This window comes from Streptomyces sp. NBC_01450, from assembly GCF_036227505.1.
Lineage (GTDB): Bacteria > Actinomycetota > Actinomycetes > Streptomycetales > Streptomycetaceae > Streptomyces.
In genome coordinates, this window is the sequence record NZ_CP109480.1 from 10,553,581 (window position 1) to 10,575,792 (window position 22,212).

18 protein-coding genes are annotated in these 22,212 nt (G+C 69.8%); 7 read left to right on the forward strand and 11 right to left on the reverse strand.

The genetic code is table 11. The annotated features are described in order from the left end of the window. Positions 1-27 precede the first annotated feature (27 nt). A complete protein-coding gene (locus tag OG568_RS47060; protein ID WP_329536055.1) occupies positions 28-1,818 on the reverse strand; it encodes an ABC transporter ATP-binding protein in 1,791 nt (596 codons plus the stop codon). After that, entirely contained in the window at positions 1,815-3,530 is a 1,716-nt protein-coding gene (locus tag OG568_RS47065) for an ABC transporter ATP-binding protein (protein WP_329536056.1), read from the reverse strand. The genes OG568_RS47060 and OG568_RS47065 overlap by 4 nt, the downstream gene beginning before the upstream one ends. A gap of 159 nt (positions 3,531-3,689) precedes the next feature. Between OG568_RS47065 and OG568_RS47070 the strand changes: the two genes are divergently transcribed. Then, the gene (locus tag OG568_RS47070) at positions 3,690-5,300 is read left to right on the forward strand and encodes an adenosine deaminase family protein (RefSeq protein ID WP_329536057.1); all 1,611 of its coding nucleotides are present in this window, start codon (positions 3,690-3,692) and stop codon (positions 5,298-5,300) included. A 214-nt stretch (positions 5,301-5,514) separates the two neighbouring features. Here the strand turns inward: OG568_RS47070 and OG568_RS47075 are convergent, their stop codons facing one another. Then, positions 5,515-6,141 carry a TetR/AcrR family transcriptional regulator gene (locus OG568_RS47075; RefSeq protein WP_329536058.1) on the reverse strand — a complete coding sequence of 209 codons (627 nt, stop codon included), beginning with the start codon at positions 6,139-6,141 and terminating at the stop codon, positions 5,515-5,517. A 127-nt stretch (positions 6,142-6,268) separates the two neighbouring features. On the opposite strand from OG568_RS47075, the gene OG568_RS47080 reads away from it, so the two are divergent. Continuing rightward, a complete protein-coding gene (locus tag OG568_RS47080; RefSeq protein ID WP_329536059.1) occupies positions 6,269-7,225 on the forward strand; it encodes an alpha/beta fold hydrolase in 957 nt (318 codons plus the stop codon). Between the two features lie 301 nt (positions 7,226-7,526). Here the strand turns inward: OG568_RS47080 and OG568_RS47090 are convergent, their stop codons facing one another. Continuing rightward, complete coding sequence (locus OG568_RS47090) at positions 7,527-9,077, reverse strand: APC family permease (RefSeq protein ID WP_329536060.1); 1,551 nt, start codon at positions 9,075-9,077, stop codon at positions 7,527-7,529. A 618-nt stretch (positions 9,078-9,695) separates the two neighbouring features. After that, positions 9,696-11,006: a bifunctional pirin family protein/GNAT family N-acetyltransferase gene (locus tag OG568_RS47095; RefSeq protein ID WP_329536061.1), complete on the reverse strand. Its 1,311-nt coding sequence runs from the start codon at positions 11,004-11,006 to the stop codon at positions 9,696-9,698. A 51-nt stretch (positions 11,007-11,057) separates the two neighbouring features. On the opposite strand from OG568_RS47095, the gene OG568_RS47100 reads away from it, so the two are divergent. Further along, positions 11,058-11,540: a carboxymuconolactone decarboxylase family protein gene (locus OG568_RS47100; protein WP_329536062.1), complete on the forward strand. Its 483-nt coding sequence runs from the start codon at positions 11,058-11,060 to the stop codon at positions 11,538-11,540. A gap of 126 nt (positions 11,541-11,666) precedes the next feature. Here OG568_RS47100 and OG568_RS47105 read toward each other — a convergent pair whose 3' ends face one another. Beyond that, complete coding sequence (locus tag OG568_RS47105; protein WP_329536063.1) at positions 11,667-12,251, reverse strand: TetR/AcrR family transcriptional regulator; 585 nt, start codon at positions 12,249-12,251, stop codon at positions 11,667-11,669. 285 nt (positions 12,252-12,536) lie between these two features. Here OG568_RS47105 and OG568_RS47110 point away from each other — a divergent pair, with 285 nt between their 5' ends. Then, positions 12,537-13,301 (forward strand): SDR family NAD(P)-dependent oxidoreductase, encoded by a 765-nt coding sequence (locus OG568_RS47110; protein ID WP_329536064.1) that lies wholly within the window; start codon positions 12,537-12,539, stop codon positions 13,299-13,301. 113 nt (positions 13,302-13,414) lie between these two features. Here the strand turns inward: OG568_RS47110 and OG568_RS47115 are convergent, their stop codons facing one another. From OG568_RS47115 to OG568_RS47135, 5 genes are all read right to left on the reverse strand, one after another. Beyond that, positions 13,415-14,803, reverse strand: a complete 1,389-nt coding sequence (locus OG568_RS47115; RefSeq protein ID WP_329536065.1) for a hypothetical protein — start codon at positions 14,801-14,803, stop codon at positions 13,415-13,417. Continuing rightward, positions 14,800-16,026: a bifunctional glycosyltransferase family 2/GtrA family protein gene (locus tag OG568_RS47120; protein ID WP_329536644.1), complete on the reverse strand. Its 1,227-nt coding sequence runs from the start codon at positions 16,024-16,026 to the stop codon at positions 14,800-14,802. Before OG568_RS47120 ends, OG568_RS47115 begins: the two co-directional genes overlap by 4 nt. Before the next feature lie 215 nt (positions 16,027-16,241). Continuing rightward, positions 16,242-16,769: a hypothetical protein gene (locus tag OG568_RS47125; protein ID WP_329536066.1), complete on the reverse strand. Its 528-nt coding sequence runs from the start codon at positions 16,767-16,769 to the stop codon at positions 16,242-16,244. Between the two features lie 8 nt (positions 16,770-16,777). Continuing rightward, positions 16,778-17,284 carry a SigE family RNA polymerase sigma factor gene (locus OG568_RS47130; RefSeq protein WP_329536067.1) on the reverse strand — a complete coding sequence of 169 codons (507 nt, stop codon included), beginning with the start codon at positions 17,282-17,284 and terminating at the stop codon, positions 16,778-16,780. A gap of 415 nt (positions 17,285-17,699) precedes the next feature. Further along, positions 17,700-18,743 (reverse strand): LacI family DNA-binding transcriptional regulator, encoded by a 1,044-nt coding sequence (locus OG568_RS47135; protein WP_266578939.1) that lies wholly within the window; start codon positions 18,741-18,743, stop codon positions 17,700-17,702. 243 nt (positions 18,744-18,986) lie between these two features. Between OG568_RS47135 and OG568_RS47140 the strand changes: the two genes are divergently transcribed. The 3 genes from OG568_RS47140 (at position 18,987) to OG568_RS47150 (ending at position 22,196) form a co-directional block, all read left to right on the forward strand. After that, complete coding sequence (locus tag OG568_RS47140; RefSeq protein WP_329536068.1) at positions 18,987-20,303, forward strand: ABC transporter substrate-binding protein; 1,317 nt, start codon at positions 18,987-18,989, stop codon at positions 20,301-20,303. Between the two features lie 96 nt (positions 20,304-20,399). After that, entirely contained in the window at positions 20,400-21,284 is an 885-nt protein-coding gene (locus OG568_RS47145; RefSeq protein WP_329536069.1) for a carbohydrate ABC transporter permease, read from the forward strand. 3 nt (positions 21,285-21,287) lie between these two features. After that, positions 21,288-22,196 (forward strand): carbohydrate ABC transporter permease, encoded by a 909-nt coding sequence (locus tag OG568_RS47150; protein ID WP_329536070.1) that lies wholly within the window; start codon positions 21,288-21,290, stop codon positions 22,194-22,196. Positions 22,197-22,212 lie beyond the last annotated feature (16 nt).

The following is a 22,212-nucleotide window of genomic DNA, read 5'->3' on the forward strand; positions in this document are numbered from 1 at the left end:
CGGAGCGGGTGGTCGAGCGGACCTGGGTCAGGGGTGGGCGCCGGGGGAGCGGCTGCCGGACCAGGCGTGCCACAGGGCGGCGTACGGCCCCCCGGCGACGAGCAGTTCGTCGTGCGTGCCGCTCTCCACGACCCGGCCTTCGCTCAGGACGACCACCCGGTCGGCGGCGGCGGCCTGGCTGAGCCGGTGCGCCACGACCAGCGCCGTACGGCCCCGCAGAGCCCGCTCGGCGGCCTCGTCGAGCTGACGGGCGCCCGAACTGCCCGCCTCGGCGGTCGCCTCGTCGAGCACGACGACGGGCGGGTCGGCCAACAGCAGGCGGGCCAGCGCCAGTTGCTGGGCCCGGTCGGCGGTCAGCCGGTGGCCGCCGTCGCCGACGACCGTGTCCAGACCCTCCGGCAGTGCCTCGGCCCAGGCGAGGGCACCCACCGTGGCCAGCGCCTCCCGCAGTTCCTCGTCGTCCGCCTCCGGGCGGGCCAGCCGCAGGTCGTCGGCGAGCGGACCGGCGAAGACGTGGACCTCCTGCGTGACGAGCCCCACCAGGCGCCCGGACTCGTACGGTTCGGCGCCGCCGACGTCGACCCGGCCCTCCTCCGGGCGGTGCAGTCCGGCCACCAGCTTGGCGAGGGTGGTCTTGCCCGCGCCGGTCGTACCGACCAGCGCGACCCGTTCCTTGGGCCGGATCTCCAGGTCGACACCGTGCAGCACCGGGCGGCCGGGCACATACGCGTGGGTGACGGCGGTCAGTGTCACGGACGGGTCGGCCAGGGCTGTCGTGGGGTCGCCCACGCGCTCCGAGACCGCGGGCGCCGGTTCGTCCACCACCCCGACCAGCCGGGCCAGTCCGGCCGTCGCCGACTGGGCGTCGTCGAGCAGCACGAGCGCGGTGTTGACCGGTCCGAAGAGGCTGTGGAAGTAGAGCGCGGCGGCCGTGGCCGTGCCGACCGAGGCGGAGCCGGAGCGCACCAGCAGGAACCCGGTGACCAGGACTGCGGTGAGGCCCATGTACTCGGCGATGTGCAGCCGGCTGTAGAAGCGCAGTACCAGCTGCACCCCCCTCATCGTCAGCTCCACCGACGCCCGCGAGCGGTCGGTGACCCGTCGCGTGTGGCCGGCCTGAAGCCCGTACGCCCGTACGGTCCGGGCCCCGCCGATGGTGTCCAGCAGCTGCTGCTGCTGTGCCCCGGTGGCGATGCGCTCCTTGGCGTACAGGGGCACGGCGTTGCGCACGTACCAGCGAGCCGTGTGCGCCTGTACGGGCAGGGCGACGAGCGCGGCGAGCAGGAACCGCCAGTCCAGCAGGGCGAGGGCGACCAGGGTCAGCACGATCGACAGCGCGGAGCGCGCCAGCTCGGGCAGGGCGCCGCGTACCGCGTCGGCGACCCGGGACACATCACGGGTGACGCGGGCGTTGAGGTCGCCGGAGCCCGCCTTCTCGAGCCGCTTCAGAGGCAGTGACAGGGCACGTTCCACGAACAGTTCGCGCAGCCGGGCGAGCACGGTCTCGCCGAGCCGGGACACCAGGGACATGCCCAGCGCGGTCGTGACGCCCTGCACCACGGCCACGCAGGCCAGCGCGACCACGGGCAGAGTGAGCGCGTCGGGGGAACGGCGCTCGGTGACCACGTCGACGATGTGGCCGAGCAGTGGCTGGGTGAGCAGTCCGACGGATGTGGCGAGCACCATCAGGCCGAACCCGGCGGCAGCCAACCCCCGGTGCGGGCCCAGAAGTTCACGTACCGCGGCCCGGGTACGGGCGGGACTGGCCGTGGGCAGCAGCGTACGTTCGGGATCCGTCTGCTCGAATTCCGTCGTCATGCCAGCACCGCCGTCCGGTAGGTCGCGTCGGCTCGTACGAGTTCCGCGTGCGTGCCCTCGGCCCCGACCCGGCCGCCGTCGAGGAGGACCACCCGGTCGGTGACGGCGAGCAGCGCCGGGTTGTTGGTCACGACGACCGTGGTGCGTCCCTGGCGGATCTCACGCAGTCCGTCGGCGATGCGTGCCTCGGTCACCGCGTCCACGGCCGTGGTCGGATCGTGCACGACCAGGACGGGTGACCCCGCGCGCAGGGCCCGTGCCAGCAGGACGCGCTGGCGCTGCCCGCCCGACAGGGACCGGCCGCCCTCGCCGACACCGGTGGCGGCGCCGTGCGGCAGGGAGCGGGCCACCTCGTCGGCGTGTGCGGCGGCCATGGCGCGCTCGGTCCGGAGATCCGGCTCCCCTTCCGCCAGGTCGCTTTCCTCTCCCGGAGCCACGTTCGCGGCCAGTGAGCCATCGAACAGCACGGCGTCGTGGGCGGCCACCAGTACCGCCGCCCGCAGCCCCACCGGATCAAGCCGGGTCAACGGCACGCCGTCCAGCTCGACCGAGCCCGACTCCGGGTCCGTCTCCCGGCCCAGGCAGCGCAACAGGGCCTCGGCACAGGCCGGATCCGTCACGGCGATCCCGGTCAGCCGGCCCGCCGGCAGATCGAGGTCGACGCCGTCCAGCCCACCGAGCCGTACGCCGCGCAGCCGCAGCTCCCCGCGCAGCGGGTCCGGTACCGGGGCGTCCCCGTCCGCGACGGCGGGTACCGAGGCCAGCACCTCCGCGACCCGGGCGGCCGACGCGCGGCCCTGCGCCAGGTCGGCGTTGACCCAGGCGAGCGTCTCCAACGGCCCCAGCAGGAAGAGTGCGAGGCCCACCGCGGACACCAGCTGACCCAGCGTCAGGGAGCCGTCGAGCGCCAACCGCCCGCCCACCAGGGCTATCAGCGCGATGAACCCACCGGTGAGGGCCAGGACGAGCCCGGTCTGCCAGGACTCGGCACGTGCCGCGCGCAGGGTGGCCGCGAGGGAGACACGGCTGGTACGGCGGTAACGCTCGACGGCCGCCTGCTGGGCGCCCAGCCCCTTCAGCACCCGGATCCCGGCCACCAGGTCGGCGGCCACCCCCGAAGCGTGGGCGGCCCGGTCCTGCTCGGCCTCGCTGCGGCGCTCCAGCGGCTTGCTCAGCAGATGCCCCAGCCACAGCAGTACGGGTGTGCCCAGGAGCACGATCAGCCCGAGCGTCACGGACGTCAGCAGCAGCGCCAGGGCGCTCGCGGTGACGCCCGCGACGGCCCAGATCCCGCTCATCAGCGCCATGTTGACCGCGCCGACCCGCTTGGCGTCCTCGGTGGCGACGTTGGCCAGTTCGCCGGGCAGCCGTCCTTCCTCGGCGCCCCCGCGGGCATCCAGCACCCGGCGTACGATCGCCAGGCGGAGCGTGTGCGCGGCCTCTTCGGCGCCGCGTTCACCGGCCCGCGCACCCAGCCGGAAACTCCACGACAGCGCGACGTACATGACGGCCAGGACGGCCAGCCAGAGGATCAGACGCCCGGTGTCCCGCCCGGCCACGGCCTGGTCGATGACGACACCGATGAGCACGGGTACCAGGGCTTCCCCCAACTGGTGGATGCACCCGAGTGCCGCGCCGAGACCGACGCGCCGTGCCTGCCCTCTGATCGAGCGTGTCAGGACGTCCCGCCCCGACGGTTCCCCTGCTCTCACCAGCCACCCTCCGGAACCGGTCAACTTAGGTAAGGCTACTCTAAGTGAATGAGGGGAAGTCAATGCTTCTCTACATCGCGGTAGTCAGATGCACCGCCCGGGTGACAAGCGGCATGTCGGACATTCGCATCGCGCTCCGACTGCCGGAGGATCACCGGCATGCCTCTGTCAGCTCTGTCTTGCGCGCGGCGCCGCACCGCTCGGCTCGCGCCGGTCCTGGGTGCCGCACTGGCGCTCACCCTGGCGTCCACTCAGGCGTCCCAGGCCGGAGGGAGAGAGGCGAACGGACCCACTCGCGCCGAGTCCGGTGTCTCGGCGTATCTGCGAAGTGTGCGCGACCGCCCCGAGGCGCTGGCCGCCTTCTTCAGGGCCTTGCCCAAGGGCGCAGACCTCCACAACCACCTTGGGGGCGCGGCGACCACCGAGCTGCTCTTGAGACTCGCGGTCGAGGCCGGCTACTGCATCGACAGGACCACCCTCACCGCGAGCGCGCCGCCCTGTACGGGCAACACCCGCCCGGCGGCCGACACGGCCACCGACCCCGGTTTCCGGCGCCAGGTCATCCGCGCCTGGTCTATGCAGGACTTCACGCCCGGTCAGGGCGAGAGCGGCCACGACCACTTCTTCGCCACATTCGGGAAATTCGGCGCGGTCGGCGCACTCCATCCCGGACGGCTACTGGCCGAGGTCTCCACCTCGGCCGCGAAGCAGCACCAGTTCTACCTCGAGACCATGCTGACCCCCGCCTACTCCGGGGTCGCCGCCCTCGCCGCCAAGGTTGGGTACGACAGCGACCTGACACGGCTGCGCAACAAGCTGCTGGCCCACGGCGGCATGGACGCCGTCGTCCAGCAGGCGATGAGCGAGACGGACTCGATGCTCAAGGAGTTCCGTACCGCCGCGCACTGCGATACCCACCACCCCGACGCCGGGTGCGCGCTGCCGGTACGGTTCATCTCCCAGGTGTCGCGAGGCGGACCGCGCGAGCTGGTTTTCGCCCAGATGCTGCTCGGCATGGAACTGGCCCGGCGCGACCACCGCTTCGTCTCGCTGAACCTTGTGCAGCCCGAGGACGGTCCGGTGGCGCTCGCCGACTACCGTCTGCACATGCGCATGTTGAACCACCTGCGCGGTGTGTATTCCGACGTCCCTCTCACCCTGCACGCGGGAGAGCTCGTCCCCGGCCTGGTCAAGCCCGAGGACTTGCGCTTCCATATCCGCGACGCCGTACGCACCGCCCGCACCGACCGCGTCGGCCACGGCGTCGACATCCGCCACGAGGACGACTACCGGGAACTGCTGCGCCTCATGGCCCGGCGCCATGTCCTGGTGGAAGTCCCGCTCACCAGCAACGCGCAGATCCTGGGCGTCACGGGGCCGGAACACCCCTTCCCGCTGTACCGGCGATACGACGTCCCGGTCGCCCTGGCCACCGACGACCCCGGCGTCGAACGAACCGACATCAGCCGCGAGTACCAGCGGGCCGCGCTCACCTACCAGCTCGACTACCGGGCGCTGAAGGACCTGGCCCGCACTTCGGTGGAGTACGGCTTCCTGCAGGGCCGCAGTCTGTGGCGCGACCGCGACGGCCACCAGGTCGTTCCGGAGTGCGCCGGAGACCGCCTCGGCGATCCCACCCCCGGCCAGCGCTGCGCCCAGTTCCTCGCGTCCAGTGCCAAGGGCGCGGTGGAATGGAAGCAGGAGGACGCTTTCCGCGCCTTCGAATCCGAGCTCCGCACCGCCAACGCGCCTGTCGTAGCCGCACGATGATCCGCCACCGACAGGCCGGACGCACCGGCCTCGCCTGACGCACCGTCAACTCCTCGTGCATGAACGAGGTCGGGGTCCGGTCCCTTCAGGCGATGGGGGGTGCCGTATCCGGCGAAGCTGAACCAGAAGGTCAGTCCTGGTGGTCAGTCCTGTGAACCAGCACGTGGGCCGGAGAGCGGCGCGTCCGGTGTGCGCCGGGGGGCGGCGGCCGAGGTCATGCGGGCGGCGGGGAGTACCCGGGGCTCGCGAAGATCCGGTCCAGATGATGGCGCAGTACCGCGACGGCCGACTCCGGCCCACGCTGGCCCACGAGGATGCTGGTCCCCATGCCCGCCGCCATGGCCAGGAGGCTGATGGCCTCCGTGCGCGCGTCGATGTCACGGTCGGCCAGACCGGATTCCTGCGCTTGCCGAAGCAGGCGGGTCAGGGCGTTCTCGGCGGCGTCGGGGTTGTCGATGAACGGTTGGGCGGCGAGTGCCTCGTCGGTCACGGACAGGATCGAGTACGAACTGTAGAGCAGGTGGAAGGTGCGGCTTTCCTCGTCGGTCGGGAGTGAGGCCAGCAGCAGCGCCTCGATGGTCGCGCGTGGGCCCGGGTCCTGACCGGCGGCGCGAAGGCGGGCGCCCACGCGCGCGGTGAAAAGGCCGGTCAGATGCTGCAGTCCGTAAAAGAGCAGTTTCTCTTTGGTCTGGAAGTAGTACTGCACGAGTCGGAGCGACACTCCGGCCTCGGAGGCCACGTCGCGCATGCCGACCGCGTGCAGCCCGCGCCGTCCGGCGACCCGGATGAGCGCCTCGGCGATCTGGGTGCGCCGTTCCTCGTGGTCCACGAGCTTTGGCATGGGTCGTGTCTCCGCCCGTCGATGGTCACTTCGCCGTCCGGATCTTCCCGGACCCTTTTATGGTACCGCCGTATCATCTTCGTGATACGGTCGTATCACAAAGAGTCGATCTCCCCGGAGGTGCCCTGTGTCCGCGCACACGACCCGAACCAGCCCACGCCGCGACATCGGTCACTACGTCAACGACACCTTGCGCGACCGGTACTTCGCCGCCTGTGACGTCCTCTACGCCATGGGTGCGCCCGCCCGCTCCGAGACGGACGTGGAGACGAGCTTCGGCACCACGCACGTCTACCGGTACGGTCCCGCGGACCCCGCTGACGACTCCCGTACGCCAGTCGTCCTGATCCACGGTTCCGGAGGCTGCTCCGCCCAGTGGTACCCCAACACCCCCGGCCTCGGTGCCGAACGCCCCGTGTACGCGCTCGACACCCCTGGCGACCCCGGCCGCAGCGTCCACCGCGAACCGATGTGGCAGCCGGAGCGTGCGGCCCAGTGGCTCGACGAGGCGCTCGACGCCCTCGGCCTCGACCGGGTGCACCTCGTCGGCTCCTCCTACGGTGGCTGGCTGGTGCTCAACCAGGCGCACCGCAAGCCCGGCAGGCTCGCCTCGGTCGCCCTGCTCGACCCCGGCGGTCTGGAGAAGGTGGGCCTGCGCTTCTTCGTCTGGATCTTCGTCAGCCTCTTCGCGACCTTCGCGCCCAAAGCGCTGCGCCCGCGTCTCGCCTCCTGGCTGGAGCAGCCGGTACTCGTGGTTCCTGAGCTGCGCGCGTGGATCCAGGCGAGCGTCCGGGCCTTCCGGATACGCCGCCCCGCGCCGCTGCCGCTGACCGAGGACGAGTTGCGCGGCATCCGGACGCCGCTCTACCTCGTCCTCGGCAAGCGAAGCCTGCTTGTGCACCCGAAGCGGCAACTGGAGCGCGTGCCACGTCTGGTCCCCGGAGCCCGCGCCGAGATCATCGCCGACACCGGCCACGGCCCCGCGATCGACCACCCCGACCTGCTCAACGCCCGGATGCTGGGTTTCATGGAGGACGTCGACTCCCTCAGCCCGACCACGGATCGCGGCGACGTCGACGCGTAACCCGACGCCCAGCGGAATCGGCGCGCGGCTGGTGGCCGGACGCCGATACCCGTCAGGTCAGGCCGGTGATGTGACGGCCCGGCCGAGACGCCGGGCGAAGAACCGGACCGCGCTGTCGGCCTCGAACCTGGGCGGTCTTCGGTGCCGATCTCCGGAAGTTCCTGGAGGGCGTCCAGGGCCGCCTGCCACTGCGGCACGGCGCGCTCCGCCAGAGGGGCGTTGTACCGGACGACGAAACGCCGGACGGGCCCGACAGGCCCGGACAGGGCCCGCCGGTCCGTCCGGCGTCGTGAGCGGATGCTCAGCTCTGGGTTACTCCCGCGGCGCCCGCCTTCTTGGCCTCGGCCCGGGTCGGTGCGCCGAACGCCCAGAAGATCACGCCCGTGATGATGAAGACGGCCAGCGGCACCGCCTCCGTCAGCAGATAGGTCCAGCGTTCGCCATAGCTCCAGCCGTCCGGCCGGAAGTCCGAACTGAACCAGTCGAAGGGCGCGCCCGGGACCAGCAGTTGCACCGATGCGAACAGGATGAGCAGCGTCAGCACGATCGTGATCGGCCAGGCGGCGGGCGCCCGGTAGGCGCGCTCCACCTGCGGGTACTTGCGGCGGAGCACCGGCAGCGCCGGGAAGATGCCGAGGTAGCTGATGAGTGTCGTGGAGACGGCGAGCCCGAGCACGGCTCCGAAGAGTTTGCCCGCGTCACCGTCGGTGAGCTGGTGGGCGAGGATCAGCACGCCGGTGGAGAGCACTCCGCTGAGCAGGTTGACCCGGACCGGCGTGCCGAACCGCTCGGAGATCACACCCAGGCCGCGCGGCGCGGCGCCGTCGTACCCGGAGACCGCCAGCGCGCGGTCCGAGCCCATGATCCAGGTGACGCCCGAGGACAGCACGGTCAGGATGAACATCACTGCGGCCAGATCGCCCAGCACGGTCCCGGCCCCGCTGAGGGTGACCGTGCCGTCGGAGGCGACGTGGCCGCCGTAGACGGTGAACACCTGCCGGATGGCGTCGAGGAAGCCGCCGAGACCAGTGATGGCCTTGACCGGGAGGACCAGCAGGATGCCGAGAATCGGCAGGCCGTACAGCAGGACGCCGAGCCCGGCGGCGCGGAAGATGCCGTACGGGATGTCCTTCTGCGCGTCGGTCATCTCGTCGCCGGCGGTGTTGGGCAATTCGAAGCCGACGTAGTTGAACATCAGGACCGGAACCAGGCCGACGAAGCCGGCATACGTCGGGGAGAAGTCGCCGAAGCCAAAACCGTGCAGGCCGTGTTTGAAGGCGTAGATGACCACGGTGAGCGTGAAAAGGCCGAGCAGTACGAAACGGGACCACGCCCCGGCGGTGGGGATCCACTTGCCGACATCGAAGGAGAGGATCGCCGCGAGCACGCCCACCCAGATGAATATCAGGGTGAAGACGTAGAAGGCGGGGGTGCTCAGATCCTTTCCGTCATTGAAGAAGGTGGTGAACGCGGCGACCGCCGAGACGGAGAGGGTGCCGCCGAGCCAGACCGGATTGGTCACCCAGTAAAGGAAGTTGTTGACCGCTCCGGCCAGCCGCCCGAAGGCTCGGCTGGTCCAGATGTACGGGCCGCCCTCCTCCGCGAAGGCCGTGCCCAGTTCCGCGGTGAGCAGCGCTGAGGGCACGAAGAAGATGACCGCCAGCACGATCAGCCAGGTGAACGCCTCCGCCCCGGAGGCAGCCACCGTACCGATGGTGTCGAGGCCGACGAGGGTGCAGACCAGGAAGAACAGGATGTCGAAGCGGCCGAAGTGTTTGCGGAGTTTGTTCCGTTCGGACGCCGCCGCGAGAGTGGTGGTATCCACCTCGATTTTGGACAGGCCAGCGGACACCCGGACCTCCTGCTGATAAGCAACGATATGTTTGCCACATCGTGTATCGGCGCTCCGACGGGCGACAAGAGTCGAATCCAATTCTTGACCAAATCCCAAGTTCGGCGCACCATCGGAAACGTCGCCGAAATGTACTCGCCACGTTACGGGGAAAGTCGGTAACAGTGTGGAGTGACCGCCCGAATCGGTCCACACATGGCGATTTCGAACCCGGCGGCTCGGGTTGACCGCGGTCACGCGGTCGGGGTTCTCGGCCGGCTCGTCGGCGGCACCACCGGCCGACGCCCGCGCACCCGTGTTGTCGAACGCCGGGACCGGCCCAGTCCGCGGTCCTTTGGCTCGGCGCGAATACCGTCCGGCGGTTTCTTCTGGGCCTGTCCGACGAGCCGCTCGGTCGGCGTGACTGCGGACGAGGGCGTCCAGCCACGTGTCGATGCAGGCCGGCTCCGCCTCCCGGCCCCGCGTCGGCACCCGCGCGGCACCGGCACCCGCGGCCGGCACCGGTACCCGCGGCAGGCACCGGTACCGGCCTCGGGTGTGCAGCGCGGGCAGCGGTGTGGGCCCTTCACGCACAGTTTGTGACGCCTCGCGCCCGAGTCCTCGCAATGAGGTGCGGGGTCAGCCCAGTTCCGCGTCCAGCCATGCCAGGACCTCGGGGGTCACGGGCTCGGTGATGTCGGCGAACTCGTCGTGCTTCTTCAGGAACTTCGCGACGTAGGGGCACACGGGCACGATCCGCATGCCCAGGTCGCGCACGTCGGTGAGCGCGTACTGGACCAACTGCGCGGCCAGGCCCTGCCCGGCGAAGGCGTCGTCGATCTCCGTGTGGAAAAAGACGCGCTGTTCACCGCGGTCGCGGTAGGCGGTGAGGCCGGCCCGCTTGCCGGCGACCAGGATTTCGTAGCGATGCCTGGCGTCGTTCCGCTCGACGGTCGCAGCGGCGGGAGACGCGGGAGACTCGGTCATGGGGTGTCCTTCGGGTGCGGGGCGGCGACGCGGCGGGTTGCCGCGCGGCGTGATGACGGCATTCGGAAGAACGGGAGCGGGAAGACGGTCCCCTGGGTATCCCTCGACGGCGCCGAAGCGATCGGAGGCGTTCGCCCAGTCCTCCCGGGCACGGACGATGTCCTCGTGGCTACGGCCGATGAAGTTCCACCACATGACGATCTGCTCCTCGAACGGGGTTCCGCCGAGCAGCACGGTGCGAGCCGGGCCGTCCGACTCGTTCGTCAACGTCAGAGCGGTGGCTCCGGGCTGGGCGTAGCCCAACTCGGCCGGACGCAGCAAGGTGTCGGCCATGCGGACGTCCCCGTGGTCGACGAGCAGTCCGTGCTCGAAGCCGGGGTCCACGGCGAACGTCACCGTCGCGCGAGGCTCGAGGACGATCTCGGCGCCGAGCAGGGGTGTGAAGGTGGCCACGGGGGACTCCTGACCGGCGAGGGAGCCCAGGAAGACCCGGATCTCGGCCCCGTCGATCCGTAGGGGCTCGGGTACGTGGTGCTGGAAGTTCCGCTCGGCGTGCCGGTGTTCCTCGGGCAGCGCCACCCACAGCTGGACGCCGTGCAGGATCGTGGTCCGCGGCGTGGACACCTCCGAGTGGCTGATGCCGTGCCCGCCCGTCATGAGGTTCAGCTCGCCGGGCCGTACGTACGCGTGGCTGCCGAGGCTGTCGCGGTGCTCGATCTCTCCGCTGAACAGCCAGCTCACCGTCTGCAGTCCGGTGTGCGGATGCGGGGCGACCTCCATGCCGCCCGTCTCGGCGATGTCGTCGGGACCGTAGTGGTCGGCGAAGCACCAGGCTCCGATCAGGGTCCGCGCGCGCTGCGGCAACGTACGCCGCACGGTCATCGCGCGCGGGCCGCCCAGGGGTACGTCACGTGGGGAGAGGACGTCGACATCGCTCACTGGGGGACCGCCTTCCGTGGCCATGATAGTTTCGTATTCAACCATGCTTGGAGCATAGTAGGACGGAGTCCGGGGTTGAGCGGCCACGCGACAGGATCCGCGACGCAGCGGATCTTCATCGACAAGCAGAGTCCGAAGGCGTACCACGCGATGGTCCAGACGTCGGAAGCGGTGCGCGCGACAGCCGCCGACGTGGGGCTCGACCGAACCCTGGTGGAGCTGATCAACCTCCGGGTGTCGCAGATCAACGGCTGCGCCTACTGCCTCAACGTGCACACCCGGGCCGCTCTGCGCGCGGGCGAGACGGTGCAGCGACTCGGAGTGCTGGCCGCCTGGCGGGACACGGAACTGTTCACTCCCGCGGAACGGGCGGCCCTCGCGCTGGCCGAGGCGACGACCGAGCCGACCGACGCCGCCGCGCAGGAATCCGCCTGGGCGGCCGCCCGTGACGCCCTCACCGACGACCAGATCTCCGCGGTGATCTGGGTGGCGATCACCATCAACGCGTTCAACCGGGTCTCGATCATGAGCAAGCATCCGGTGCGTACGGAACAGTGATCCCACCGGGGGCCACCGCGGTTCGGCAGGCCCCCTTCATCGGTTCTTCTTCGGACAACTCCCTTTCGGGCAACTCCCTGTCGCGATCTGTGCGGGCCTCGGGGTGCGGCGCTGCGGCGTCACCGGTCAGTCCGACAGGATGCCGTGCAGCAGCAGGTCGATGAGCTTCGCCGCGAGATCGGGCCGACCCTCGGTGCCGGCGATGAGGCTGATTCCGCCGAGCGCCATGAGTACGTCATGGGCCCCCACTTGCGCCCGGGTGACCCCCTGGTCGGCACCGGCGGCGAGGAGGTGGTCGATCGCCCCGGTGAGGTTGGCGCGGGTCTGCAGCCGCTCGCCGTCGTCGGTCAGCACCACGCGGAGCGCGTCGGCCATGCCGTGTTTGGCGGCCATGAAGTCCATGAAGCGCTCCATCCATGCCTTCAGGGCGCGCGCCGGGGGGAGTGAAGCCGCGAGTTCGGGCGCCGCTTCGCACAAGAGTTGCACTTCGTGGCGGTACGTCGCCTCGATCAGCAGTTCCTTGGAAGGGAACCGCCGATAGAGCGTGCCGACGCCGACGCCGGCCTCGCGGGCGATGTCCTTGACCGAGGCGTCGAATCCGTCGCGGGCGAAGGCGGCTGCCGCGGCTTCCAACAGCCGGTCTTCGTTGCGCTGGGCGTCGGCTCGCAGCGGCCGGTGTCGCCTTGTTGCGTCGTTCTTGTTGTCGGCCAATCCCCGCTCCATCCTCTGACACTTGCAACCGGAACCGGTTCCGCTTATGGTCCAACCGGAACCAGTTCCGGATAACAGGTTACTGCGGCTCCGGGCATGGTCGCGTGTACGGCCGTATCCGGCCGTATCTCCGAGACGCATGAGCCTTCCTCGCCCGCACACGGGCAGGGGACACACGCCCAAGGCGGGCCGGTGCCGACCCGGCAGACCCCCTCAGTCGGCTGCGGAGCGGCGACATTCTCGCGCCCTGGCAGGCCGCGCACACGACACATGGAGGATGACGACATGAACGGACGACTGCGGGACACGGTGGCGCTGGTGACCGGTGCCGGCAGCGGTATCGGCGAAGCGACCGCGCGCGCCCTTGCCACGGAGGGTGCGGCCGTCGCCGTCCTCGGACGGCGACGTGAGCGGCTGCAGGAGCTCGCGGACAAGGTCCGGGCCGAGGGAGGTACAGCCTTCGTCGTCGTGGCCGATATCACCGACCAGCAGCGGGCCGCGGCGGCTGTGGAGAGCGTGGTGGCCGAATTGGGGCGCCTGGACACGGTCGTCAACAACGCCGGCTTCATGGGCGTCGGGCAGGCCGTGGACTCGCCGCTCGAGGAGTGGGAGCGGATGCTCGAGGTCAATGTCCAGGGCCTGCTGTACATCACCCACGCCGCGCTGCCGCACCTCCTGCGCGCCGCGGAGGACTCCCCGCGGCGGCTGGCGGACCTGGTCAACATCAGTTCAACCGCGGGCCGGGTCGCCCGGCCCGGGACGGCCGTCTACAACCTGACGAAGTTCGGCGTCAACGGATTCACCGAAGCCCTGCGGCAGGAGGTCATGCACAAGCGCGTCCGGGTGAGCGTGGTCGAGCCCGGCACCGTGGACACCGAGCTGAGCACGCACCTCCGCGACGGTGTGCGGCAGGCGATCGAGCGTCAGATCGACGGCATGGAACTGCTGCGCCCCGAGGACATCGCCGACGCGGTCTCCTACATCGTCACTCGGGACCGCCGGGTGGCCGTCAACGAGATCCTCGTACGCGCCGGCGAACAGACCTGGTGACGAGGCGGAGGTGAGGTTCGGCCAACCCGCCCCGAGCCGTCGGGGCCGCACATGGCAGTTGATGGACGCCGCCACCCGGGCCCGCGGCGAGTATCCGTACGACTGCATGGCGGTTACGGAACCCCGAGTTCGAACAGGGCGTATCCCGCGTACGAGCCGGAGGCGAGCGCGGCGATTCCGAGGACTGTGCACAGCACCGGCGTGCTGAGCCGGCGCATGGCGACGGCGCACGGGATGAACAAGGGGAAGGCCGGGAGAAGGTAGCGGGAGATGTTGCCGAAGATCTGCTGGCTACCCAGGACGAGCGCGATCGTCAGGAGGGTGTGGACGACGAGGACCGCCGGCGGGCGGAGCCGGAGCAGCAAGGGCAGGACGATCAGGGCCAGCAGGACGGTACCGACGCCGATGAGGTCTTCGTAGGGGTACGCGAAGAGGTAGTCGAAGTGACCCACCGGGAGGGAGGCGAACACGTCGAGGGTGTGCTTGCCGTAGTCGAACGTGTGGGCCCAGGCGCCTTCCTGGAGTGTGAAGTACCCGCCGTAGTCGCCCATCCGGTGTCCCACCCAACCGAGGTAGCCGAGCAGGCCGAGGGGGGCGATCGCGACGGCGGCCAGTGGGCGCACAACCGTGGCCCGACGCCTCGTCCTGTCCGGGCCGGGGGCGTCTCCCCAGCGGCGGACCTCCCGCCGTTGCCGGCGTATGGCCAGCAGCGCCGCGACGGTGAGCGCCGCGATCAGCGCGGTGGCCGTCGGACGAGTGAGACCCGCGGCGCAGGTCAGGATGCCGGCGGTGAGCCAGCGGTGCCGCATGACGGCGTAGCAGGCCCAGGCCGCGAGGGCGACGTAGAGGGACTCCGAGTAGGCCGACCACTCCATACCGGATCCGGGCCACACGGCCCAGAGCCCGGCCGCGGCCAGCCCGGCCCGTCGACCGCCGATCCGCGCGGTGACGGCGTGGATCGCCAGCGCGGCGACGAACGAGGCGGCGACCGAGACCAGCAGGCCGGCGCCGAGCAGACCCAGGCCGGTGCCGGAGGAGACCAGTCGCATCAGGGCGGGGTACAGCGGGAAGAACGCCGCGGAGTTGCCCTCGATGGTGATCAGGCCGCCCGCACCGGGTACCGGCACGAGCGCGGGGTGGTAGCCGTGCGCGGCGATCTGCTGGTACCACCAGCCGTCCCAGGTGGCCAGGACGTCCCAGGTATGGGCACCGCCGCCGAAGCGTGGGTTCTTCTTGCGGAAGTCCCCGGAGGAGTCCAGCAGATACATGAAGACGCAGAAGCCGATGAGCTTCAGCGCACCGTACAGCGCGAGCACCGGACCGTAGTGCTCGGCCGCCCCGCACAGTCGCACCCACCACCCGCGGGCGGTGGCGGCGAAGGTGGGGGAGGGGGCAGGGGCCGGGCCGGAGTCGTACGGCGGTTCCGTGATCGGCGAACGGCCGTCGGTGCGGACCTCGTCGCCCCCGTACGACGGAGCGTTCGCGAGGATCGGTTCGTTCATCGGGGCGCGGCTCCCGTTCCGTTGCCGCGGGAGGCGGCGGTGAACACCCAGCCCCGCAGGAGCAGGAAGCGCAGCAGTGTCGCGACCAGGTTGGCGATGATGAGCACGGCGACTTCCGTGGCCCGCCCGGGCCCTGGCGCCCAGCGGTGCAGCGCGGCGAGCGAGCCGCTGGTGAGCGCCAGGCCGAGGCCGAAGACCGCCAGACCCTTGGCCTGCTGGCGCAGCGCGTCACCCCGCCCGCGCAGCCCGAAGGTGAGCCGCCGGTTCGCGGCCGTGTTCGCGACGGCGCAGACCAGCAGCGCCCACGCGTTGGCGCCCTGCGGTCCCGCCACCGGTCGCAGGGCCGCGTAGAGGAGGACGTACCCGACCGTGCTCACCACGCCGACGGCGCCGAAGCGCAGCAACTGGGCGGCCAGGGGGCCCGGCGGGTCACCTCCGGTGGTGCGCCGCAGTTCCTCCGTCGGGAGCGTGCCACGGGCGAGCGCCCTGCCGATCCTGGCGATGCCGCGCAGGTCGGCCACGGCCGTCGAGACCAGGTCGACCCGGCTGTCGGGGTCGTCCACCCAGTCGACGGGCACCTCGTGGATGCGTAGCCCGGCCCGCTCGGCGATGACCAGCAGTTCGGTGTCGAAGAACCACTCCGAGTCCTCCACCAGGGGCAGCAGCCGCTCCGCGACGTCGCGCCGGACCGCTTTGAAGCCGCACTGCGCGTCGGAGAAGCCGACGGCGAGGGTGGAACGCAGCAGGACGTTGTAGCAACGGGAGATGATCTCCCGTTTGGGACCGCGTATCACCCGGGAGCCGCGGGCCAGTCGGGTGCCGATGGCCATGTCGGAGTGGCCGGAGATCAGCGGGGCGACCAGCGGGAGCAGCGCGTTCAGTTCGGTGGACAGATCCACGTCCAGGTAGGCCAGCACCGGGGCCCGCGAGCGCGACCAGGCGACACGCAGAGCTCGGCCGCGCCCCTTCTCGGCCAGCCGTATCCACTCGGTCTCCGGCAGCTCGGCGGCCAGCCGGGCCGCGATCCGCGGGGTGTCGTCGGTGCTGGCGTTGTCGGCGACGGTGATGCGGAACGGGTACGGGAACGTCTCACGCAGGTGCGCGTGCAGCCGCCGCACGCTCGGCTCCAGATCCGTCTCCTCGTTGAACACGGGGACGACCACGTCCAGTACGGGTTCCGGGTGGTCCACCGGCAGCGGCAGGCGGAGCGGCAGTCGGTCCATGGGCAGTCCCGTCGCGAGGTTCATCGGGGCGGACCGTACGGTCTTTGTCACGTTTCATCCAGATTTCTGTGCTGCGGCAGGGCATGCCGAAGGCGCTCACGGCGGAGCCGCGATGACTGAGTACGTCTGCGCGGAGGAGGGGTAAGGGGCGGTGCGGCGGTTCGGGAGGGGAGCGGCCGGGACGACGGTGTGGCTCGGCGGCCGGTGAGCGGCGGCTACCCGGCGGCGGCCGTGCTGACGAACGACGACGGCTCGAGGGTCGTCGTCGCCGGCGCCGACGGCGTGATACTCCCGGTCGGCGAGGCCGGGACGGTGGCCGGAGGACTGACGGTCGCGGTCCCGGAGGGATCGGCGGCGACCGAGTTCGAGCTCTCTACAGCGCTCCCTGTCGTGGTCGGTGCCGTGGGCGTGGTCGGTGCAGTGGGCGTGCTGGGGGCCGACCCGGTGGGAGCTCCGCTGAAGGGCTTGGTCGGTGACGGCGTGATGGTCGGGGAGAAGGAGCCGGTCGCGGGCCGCGGCGCGGGGGCCTGGGGCTGGTCGCGGTCCGGCGTGTGCGGCAGCAGGAACAGGCCGAGGCCGAGCCCGGCGGCCACCAATACGGAGCCCACGGCCCTCTGCGCCGCGCGGACCCGGCGGCGGACGAGGACGCCCGTCCTGAGTCGGTCACGGTGCGCGGGCTCAAAGGGGGTGTACTCCTGGGCGTCGCGCATGATCCGCGCCAACTCCCGCTCGAAGTGATCCATGCTTCCCTTCACCCCACCGGCTCGATGACATCGGCCAGGATCTGACGCAGGCGCGCCACACCGCGTGACGCGTGGGACCGGGCGGTGCCCAACGGGCATCCCAGAGCCTCCGCGACCTGTTTTTCGGGCAGGTCCTGGTAGTAGCGCAGCACCACGGCGGCCCGCTGCCGGGCCGGCAATTGAGCGAGGGCCGCCTCCAGCCGCGACCGCTCCACCACGGTGGCGGACTCGTCCCCGGTCTGCGCCAGGTCGGGCAGTTGCTCCACCGGGCGCTCGCCCCACCACCGCCGACGGGCGGAGCGGGCGGCCGCGCGCGCCAGGACCTTGCGTACGTACGCCTCGGGCGCCTCGTCCGCGACCTTCGGCCAGACGAACCAGAGCTTGACCAGGGCTTCCTGGAGCAGGTCCTCGGCGCGGTGCCGGTCACCTCCACAGAGCAGGCGCGCGAGGTGGAACAACGCCGACCAACGGGCCGCAACGAACCCGTCGAAACCCTCGGCCTGAGCCTGTTCCATCCGCACCGTCCCCGCCCTTGCCAGCTTCGTACACCTGGAGAAAGACGTTGATGGGCGCCTCGCTATGCACCGCCGGCACGTGATGCGCGTCACGTCCGGTGGGGAGGCCGCAGTGCGGGCCCCTCGCCTTGGGCCGGGTCCAGGGCTGGAGCCACAGCGGCGTGCCGACGTACGGCACCCGCACCGTGGCATCGAAACGGCCCGAGGTGGCGAGGGGAGCGTACTTCCGTTGTGTACGCCTGACGGGGATCGCCAGACGCGGATCACGCTGTTCGCCGGACGTCCTCTGGACGACGAACTCGTTGTCGCCGGCGGCCTGTTCGTCATGAACTCCCGGGACGGCGCTCGGGTGCCACCGCGTACACCACGGAATGCGCCGGATTTCACGACGACATCTCATCCGGAGGCCGCAGTTCTAGGAGCGCGGCGCCGATGTGCTGCGGCGGACGACGAGGCGGGGCGTCATCGTCGTCTGCACCGCGTGTTCACGGCGTCCCTCCACCCGTTCGATGAGCAGCCGCGCCGCGGTGGCGCCCATGTTGTGGCCGGCCTGGTCGACGCTGGTGAGCTGGACGGTGGCGAGGTCGGCGACGGCGGTGTTGTTGTAGCCGACGAGGGAGATGTCTTCGGGTACGCGCAGCCCCAGTTCGTGCGCGGCGCGCCACACGCCCAAGGCGGCGACGTCCGCACCGGCCATGATCGCTGTCGGCCTGTCCTCGCCGGTCAGCAGGCTCATGCCCGCTTTGTAGCCACCCTCGTCGGAGTAGGCCGCGCGGCAGATGCGGGTCTGTGCGGCCAGACCGTGGCGTCCCATGGCCTCCGCGTATCCGTTGGACAGCACGATCTCAGGGGTGCGTGCCCAGCGGCTCGACCGGGTTCCGGGCGAGGAGACCAGGGCGATGTCGCGATGGCCGAGCGACACCAGGTGGTCCACCACCAGTCCGGCGCCCGCCGCGTCCGCGTCGACGACCGAGTCGTGGTGCGCGGAGATGTCGTGGTGGCCGATGACGACCGTGGGCGTGGACTGGGCCGTTGCCAGTACCTCCGCCCGCTGGGTGCTGGGGGCGATCAGGATCAGGCCGTCCATCTGGCGGTCGACCATGGACTCGATGGTCTTGCCCTGGGCGGCGGCGCCGAATCCCGCCGCGCCGATCAGCACCGTGTACTCGCTGTCGCGCAGCTCGTCGCGGATGCCGTCGAGGATGTCGGCGAAGAAGGTGTTGCGGATGTTGTCCAGCAGGACGCCGATCGTGTAGGTGCGGCCGCGCATGCCGCGTGCGGCCGCGTGCGGCCGGTAGTCGAGCTCGGCGATGGCCGCGCGGACCTTCTCCTGCATGGCCGCGCTGACGCCGTAGGCGTTGCGCATCACCTTGGAGACCGCAGCGGTCGACACCCCCGCGTGCCGCGCGACATCCGTGATCGTCACACGCTTCTTCCGCGGCTGCGAGTCCTGCTGCATGCGTGCTGCCCCCTGCTTCTACTCCTGCTGGAGATAACGGTCTACACGATGAACTGTCCTGGGCGCCAGATGCGGGCGCCTTTTCTTCGATGTTACGCCCGGATGTCTTGACGGCGGAGAGTGCTGCGTGCACTGTGGTGCGCACTTCGGAGTGGAGAACGTTCCACAAAAATCCTCCGTTCAGGCTTTCGTGGCAAAGCGCCCGCCGACCGCCTTCATTTCAACGATGACAGGGAGCATGTTGTGATCACCGACTCGTCCCGTGCCAGGAGAGCCCGCACCGCCGGTCTGACCGCGAGTGCCGCCGCGATGACCCTCTTCGTCTCTGCCTGCGGAGGTACGGGCGGCGGCTCGGCCTCGTCGCCGAAGAACTTCAGTTACCTGACGAACGTGGAGAACACGACGGTCAAGACGGCGCTGACCACGCTGTCCAAGGGAGTATGCGCCGCGGACAACAAGGCGCTGCCCCTGAAGGTGGAGACCGTTCCGCAGACGAGCCTGGACCAGAAGCTGCAACTGCTCGCCGGTCAGAACGCGTTGCCGGTCCAGTTCGCCGCCGGCAACGCCCCCGCGCTCACCGATCGGCTCTACAAGTCGGGCAAGGTCGCCGACTTGGAGACGAAGCTGAAGGAGCTCGGCGTCTACGACCAGGTCGAGCCCGCCGCGATCTCCACCATCAAGGCGTTGTACGGCGGCAAGATGGAGGTCCTGCCGTACGAGTACAACATCGAGGGGATCTTCTACAACAAGAAGATCTTCAGTGCGAACGGCCTCTCCGTGCCCACCACTTGGGATGAAATGGTGGCGGACGCCGCCAAGTTGCAGGCCAGCGGTGTCCAGCCGTTCTCCGCGTCGGGGCAGCAGGGCTGGCCGATCACCCGCCTGGTCAGCTCCTACCTGTACCGCAGCCTGGGCCCGGACGCGCTGAAGGACGTGGCTGACGGCAAGGCCAAGCTGACCGATCCCGCCTATGTGAAGGCCGCGCAGGAAGTCGCCGATCTCGGCAAGAAGGGCTACTTCGGCAAGGGCGTCGGCTCGATCGACTACGACACCGCGTTCAACCAGTTCCTGACCGGCAAGGCAGCCATGTTCTACATGGGCACCTGGGCGCTGACGAACATCGCCGATCCCAAGCAGGACCAGGTGGGTGCCGCGAACATCGGCTTCATGCCCTTCCCCGCCGTATCCGGCGGCAAGGGATCCATCGACCAGTACCCGTCCAACGTCGGCCTGGCGATGACCCTCGGCAAGGGGACTTTCGACAGCAAGGTCGGCAACTGGGTCAAGTGCGTCGCCAAGAACTACGGCAGCACCGCACTCAAGGACCAGGGGTCCATCTCGGGCTTCAAGGCCAACACCCCGGTCAAGGACCCGAACCAGCTCACCACCCAGGTCCGTAAGACCATCGGCGACTCGAAGCAGAACGTGCTCTGGTTCGAGGCCCTGTTCAGCACCAAGGCCACCACCGTGAGCCAGACCAACGCGGCCGGCCTGGTGAGCGGCAGCCTGAGCCCCGAGAAGTTCATGGGGACCGTACAGGACGCCCTGTCCGGCAAGTGAGGTCGAGCGCTGATGACTCGGGGGCCATACCGACCGGCCCCTGAGCAGCGCCCTCCACTGCCAGGCATGCCTCTTCGACGAAGTGGACTTTCCGTCATGCACCGCGTACTCGGTGACCGCAGGGCCATCCTGATCCTGGTAGGTCCCGCTCTCCTCGTCTACTCCCTGATCATGCTGGTTCCGATGGTGTGGTCACTGGGCTATTCCTTCACCAAGGGCAACACCATCGACGGCTTCACCGGCAATGGTGTGGAGAACTTCCACCGGCTGTTCACCGACCCGGCCGTACGGGACGCCCTGTGGTTCACCGCCAAATACGCGGTCACCGTGACCATCGGGCAGGTCCTGGCCGGCTACCTCCTGGCCCTGCTCTATGTCTTCTTCCTCAAGCGTGCCTCCGCCCTCATCCGCACCCTCGTGTTCTTCCCCGTGGTGCTGCCCACCGTGGCGGTCGGCCTGCTGTTCCAGAAGTTCTTCCAGGTCGCTCCGCAGACCGGCCCGGTCAACTCGCTGCTCAACGCGATCGGTCTGGATTCCATCGACTGGTTCGGCAGCACGGGCCACGCCTTCTGGGTGCTGATCATCATGGACATCTGGCGCTCGATGGGCTTCTACGCCGTCCTGCTGTTCGCGGGTTTGGTCGACATCCCCGAGGAGATCCTCGAATCGGCACGTCTGGACGGCGCCTCGGGACTGAGGCTCGTACGCCACATCGTGCTGCCGATGTCGTTCCCGGTGCTGATGTCGTCGCTGATCTTCAGCATCAACGGCACGCTGAAGGCCTTCGACTCCATCGTCGCCCTCACCAACGGCGGTCCCGGCAACGGCACCACGCCGCTCACGCTCTATATGTTCCAGACGTCGTTCACCTACAGCGACTACGGCTACGGAAGCACCATCGCCCTGCTGCTGACCGTGGTGTGTCTGCTGGTGACCCTGGTCGTCTTCCGCGTCTCGCGCCGCGACCTCACGAAGGGCTGACCCATGGCCATCGACACGCCTCACCAGACCACGGCGGCCACGGGCGACAACCGTACGCGGGCCGGCTTCTCCGCCCGTCCTCGGCGGCGCCGTTCCGGACGCCTGTGGGTCAAGACCGTTGTCGCCCTGCTGCTGGTCGTCGAGGTCTACCCGCTGGTGTGGATGTTCCTGACCTCGCTGAAGTCCAACAGTGACTACCTCAACCACTCCACCTGGAGCCTGCCGACGAAGTGGGAGTGGGGCAACTACAGCGAGGCCTGGACCACCGGCCACATCGGGCTCTACGTCAGGAACAGCCTGCTGGCCGTCCTCCCGTCCCTCGCGCTGATCCTCCTGCTCGGCACCGCCGCCGGATTCGCCCTGCAGGTCATGGTCTGGAAGGGCCGCAGCCTCACCCTCCTGATCTTCCTCGCGGGCATCATGGTGCCCTCCCAGATGATCCTGCTGCCCCTGTTCACCGTGTACTTCCAGTCCGGACTCTCGGGCACGCTGTGGCCGCTGATCCTCACCTACACCGGCACGGGCCTGCCGCTCACGGTGTTCATGATGGCCACGTACTACAAGACGGTGCCCCGTGAGCTGTTCGAGGCGGCCACCATCGACGGCGCCGGCATCCTGCGCTCCTTCTGGACCATCAGCATCCCCATGGTCCGCAACGCGATCCTGACCGTCGGCCTGGTGCAGTTCTTCTTCATCTGGAACGACCTGCTGATCGCGCTGACCTTCACCAACAACCAGGACCTGCGCACCATCCAGGTCGGCCTGCTCAACTTCACCGGCGACTTCGGAGCCACCCAGTACGGACCGCTCTTCGCCGCCATCTGCATCAACGTCTTCGGCACCCTCGTGATCTACCTCTTCCTCAACCAGAAGGTGATGAAGGGCCTGACCGGCGGAGCCGTGAAGGGCTGACGACCGCCGCGCCCCC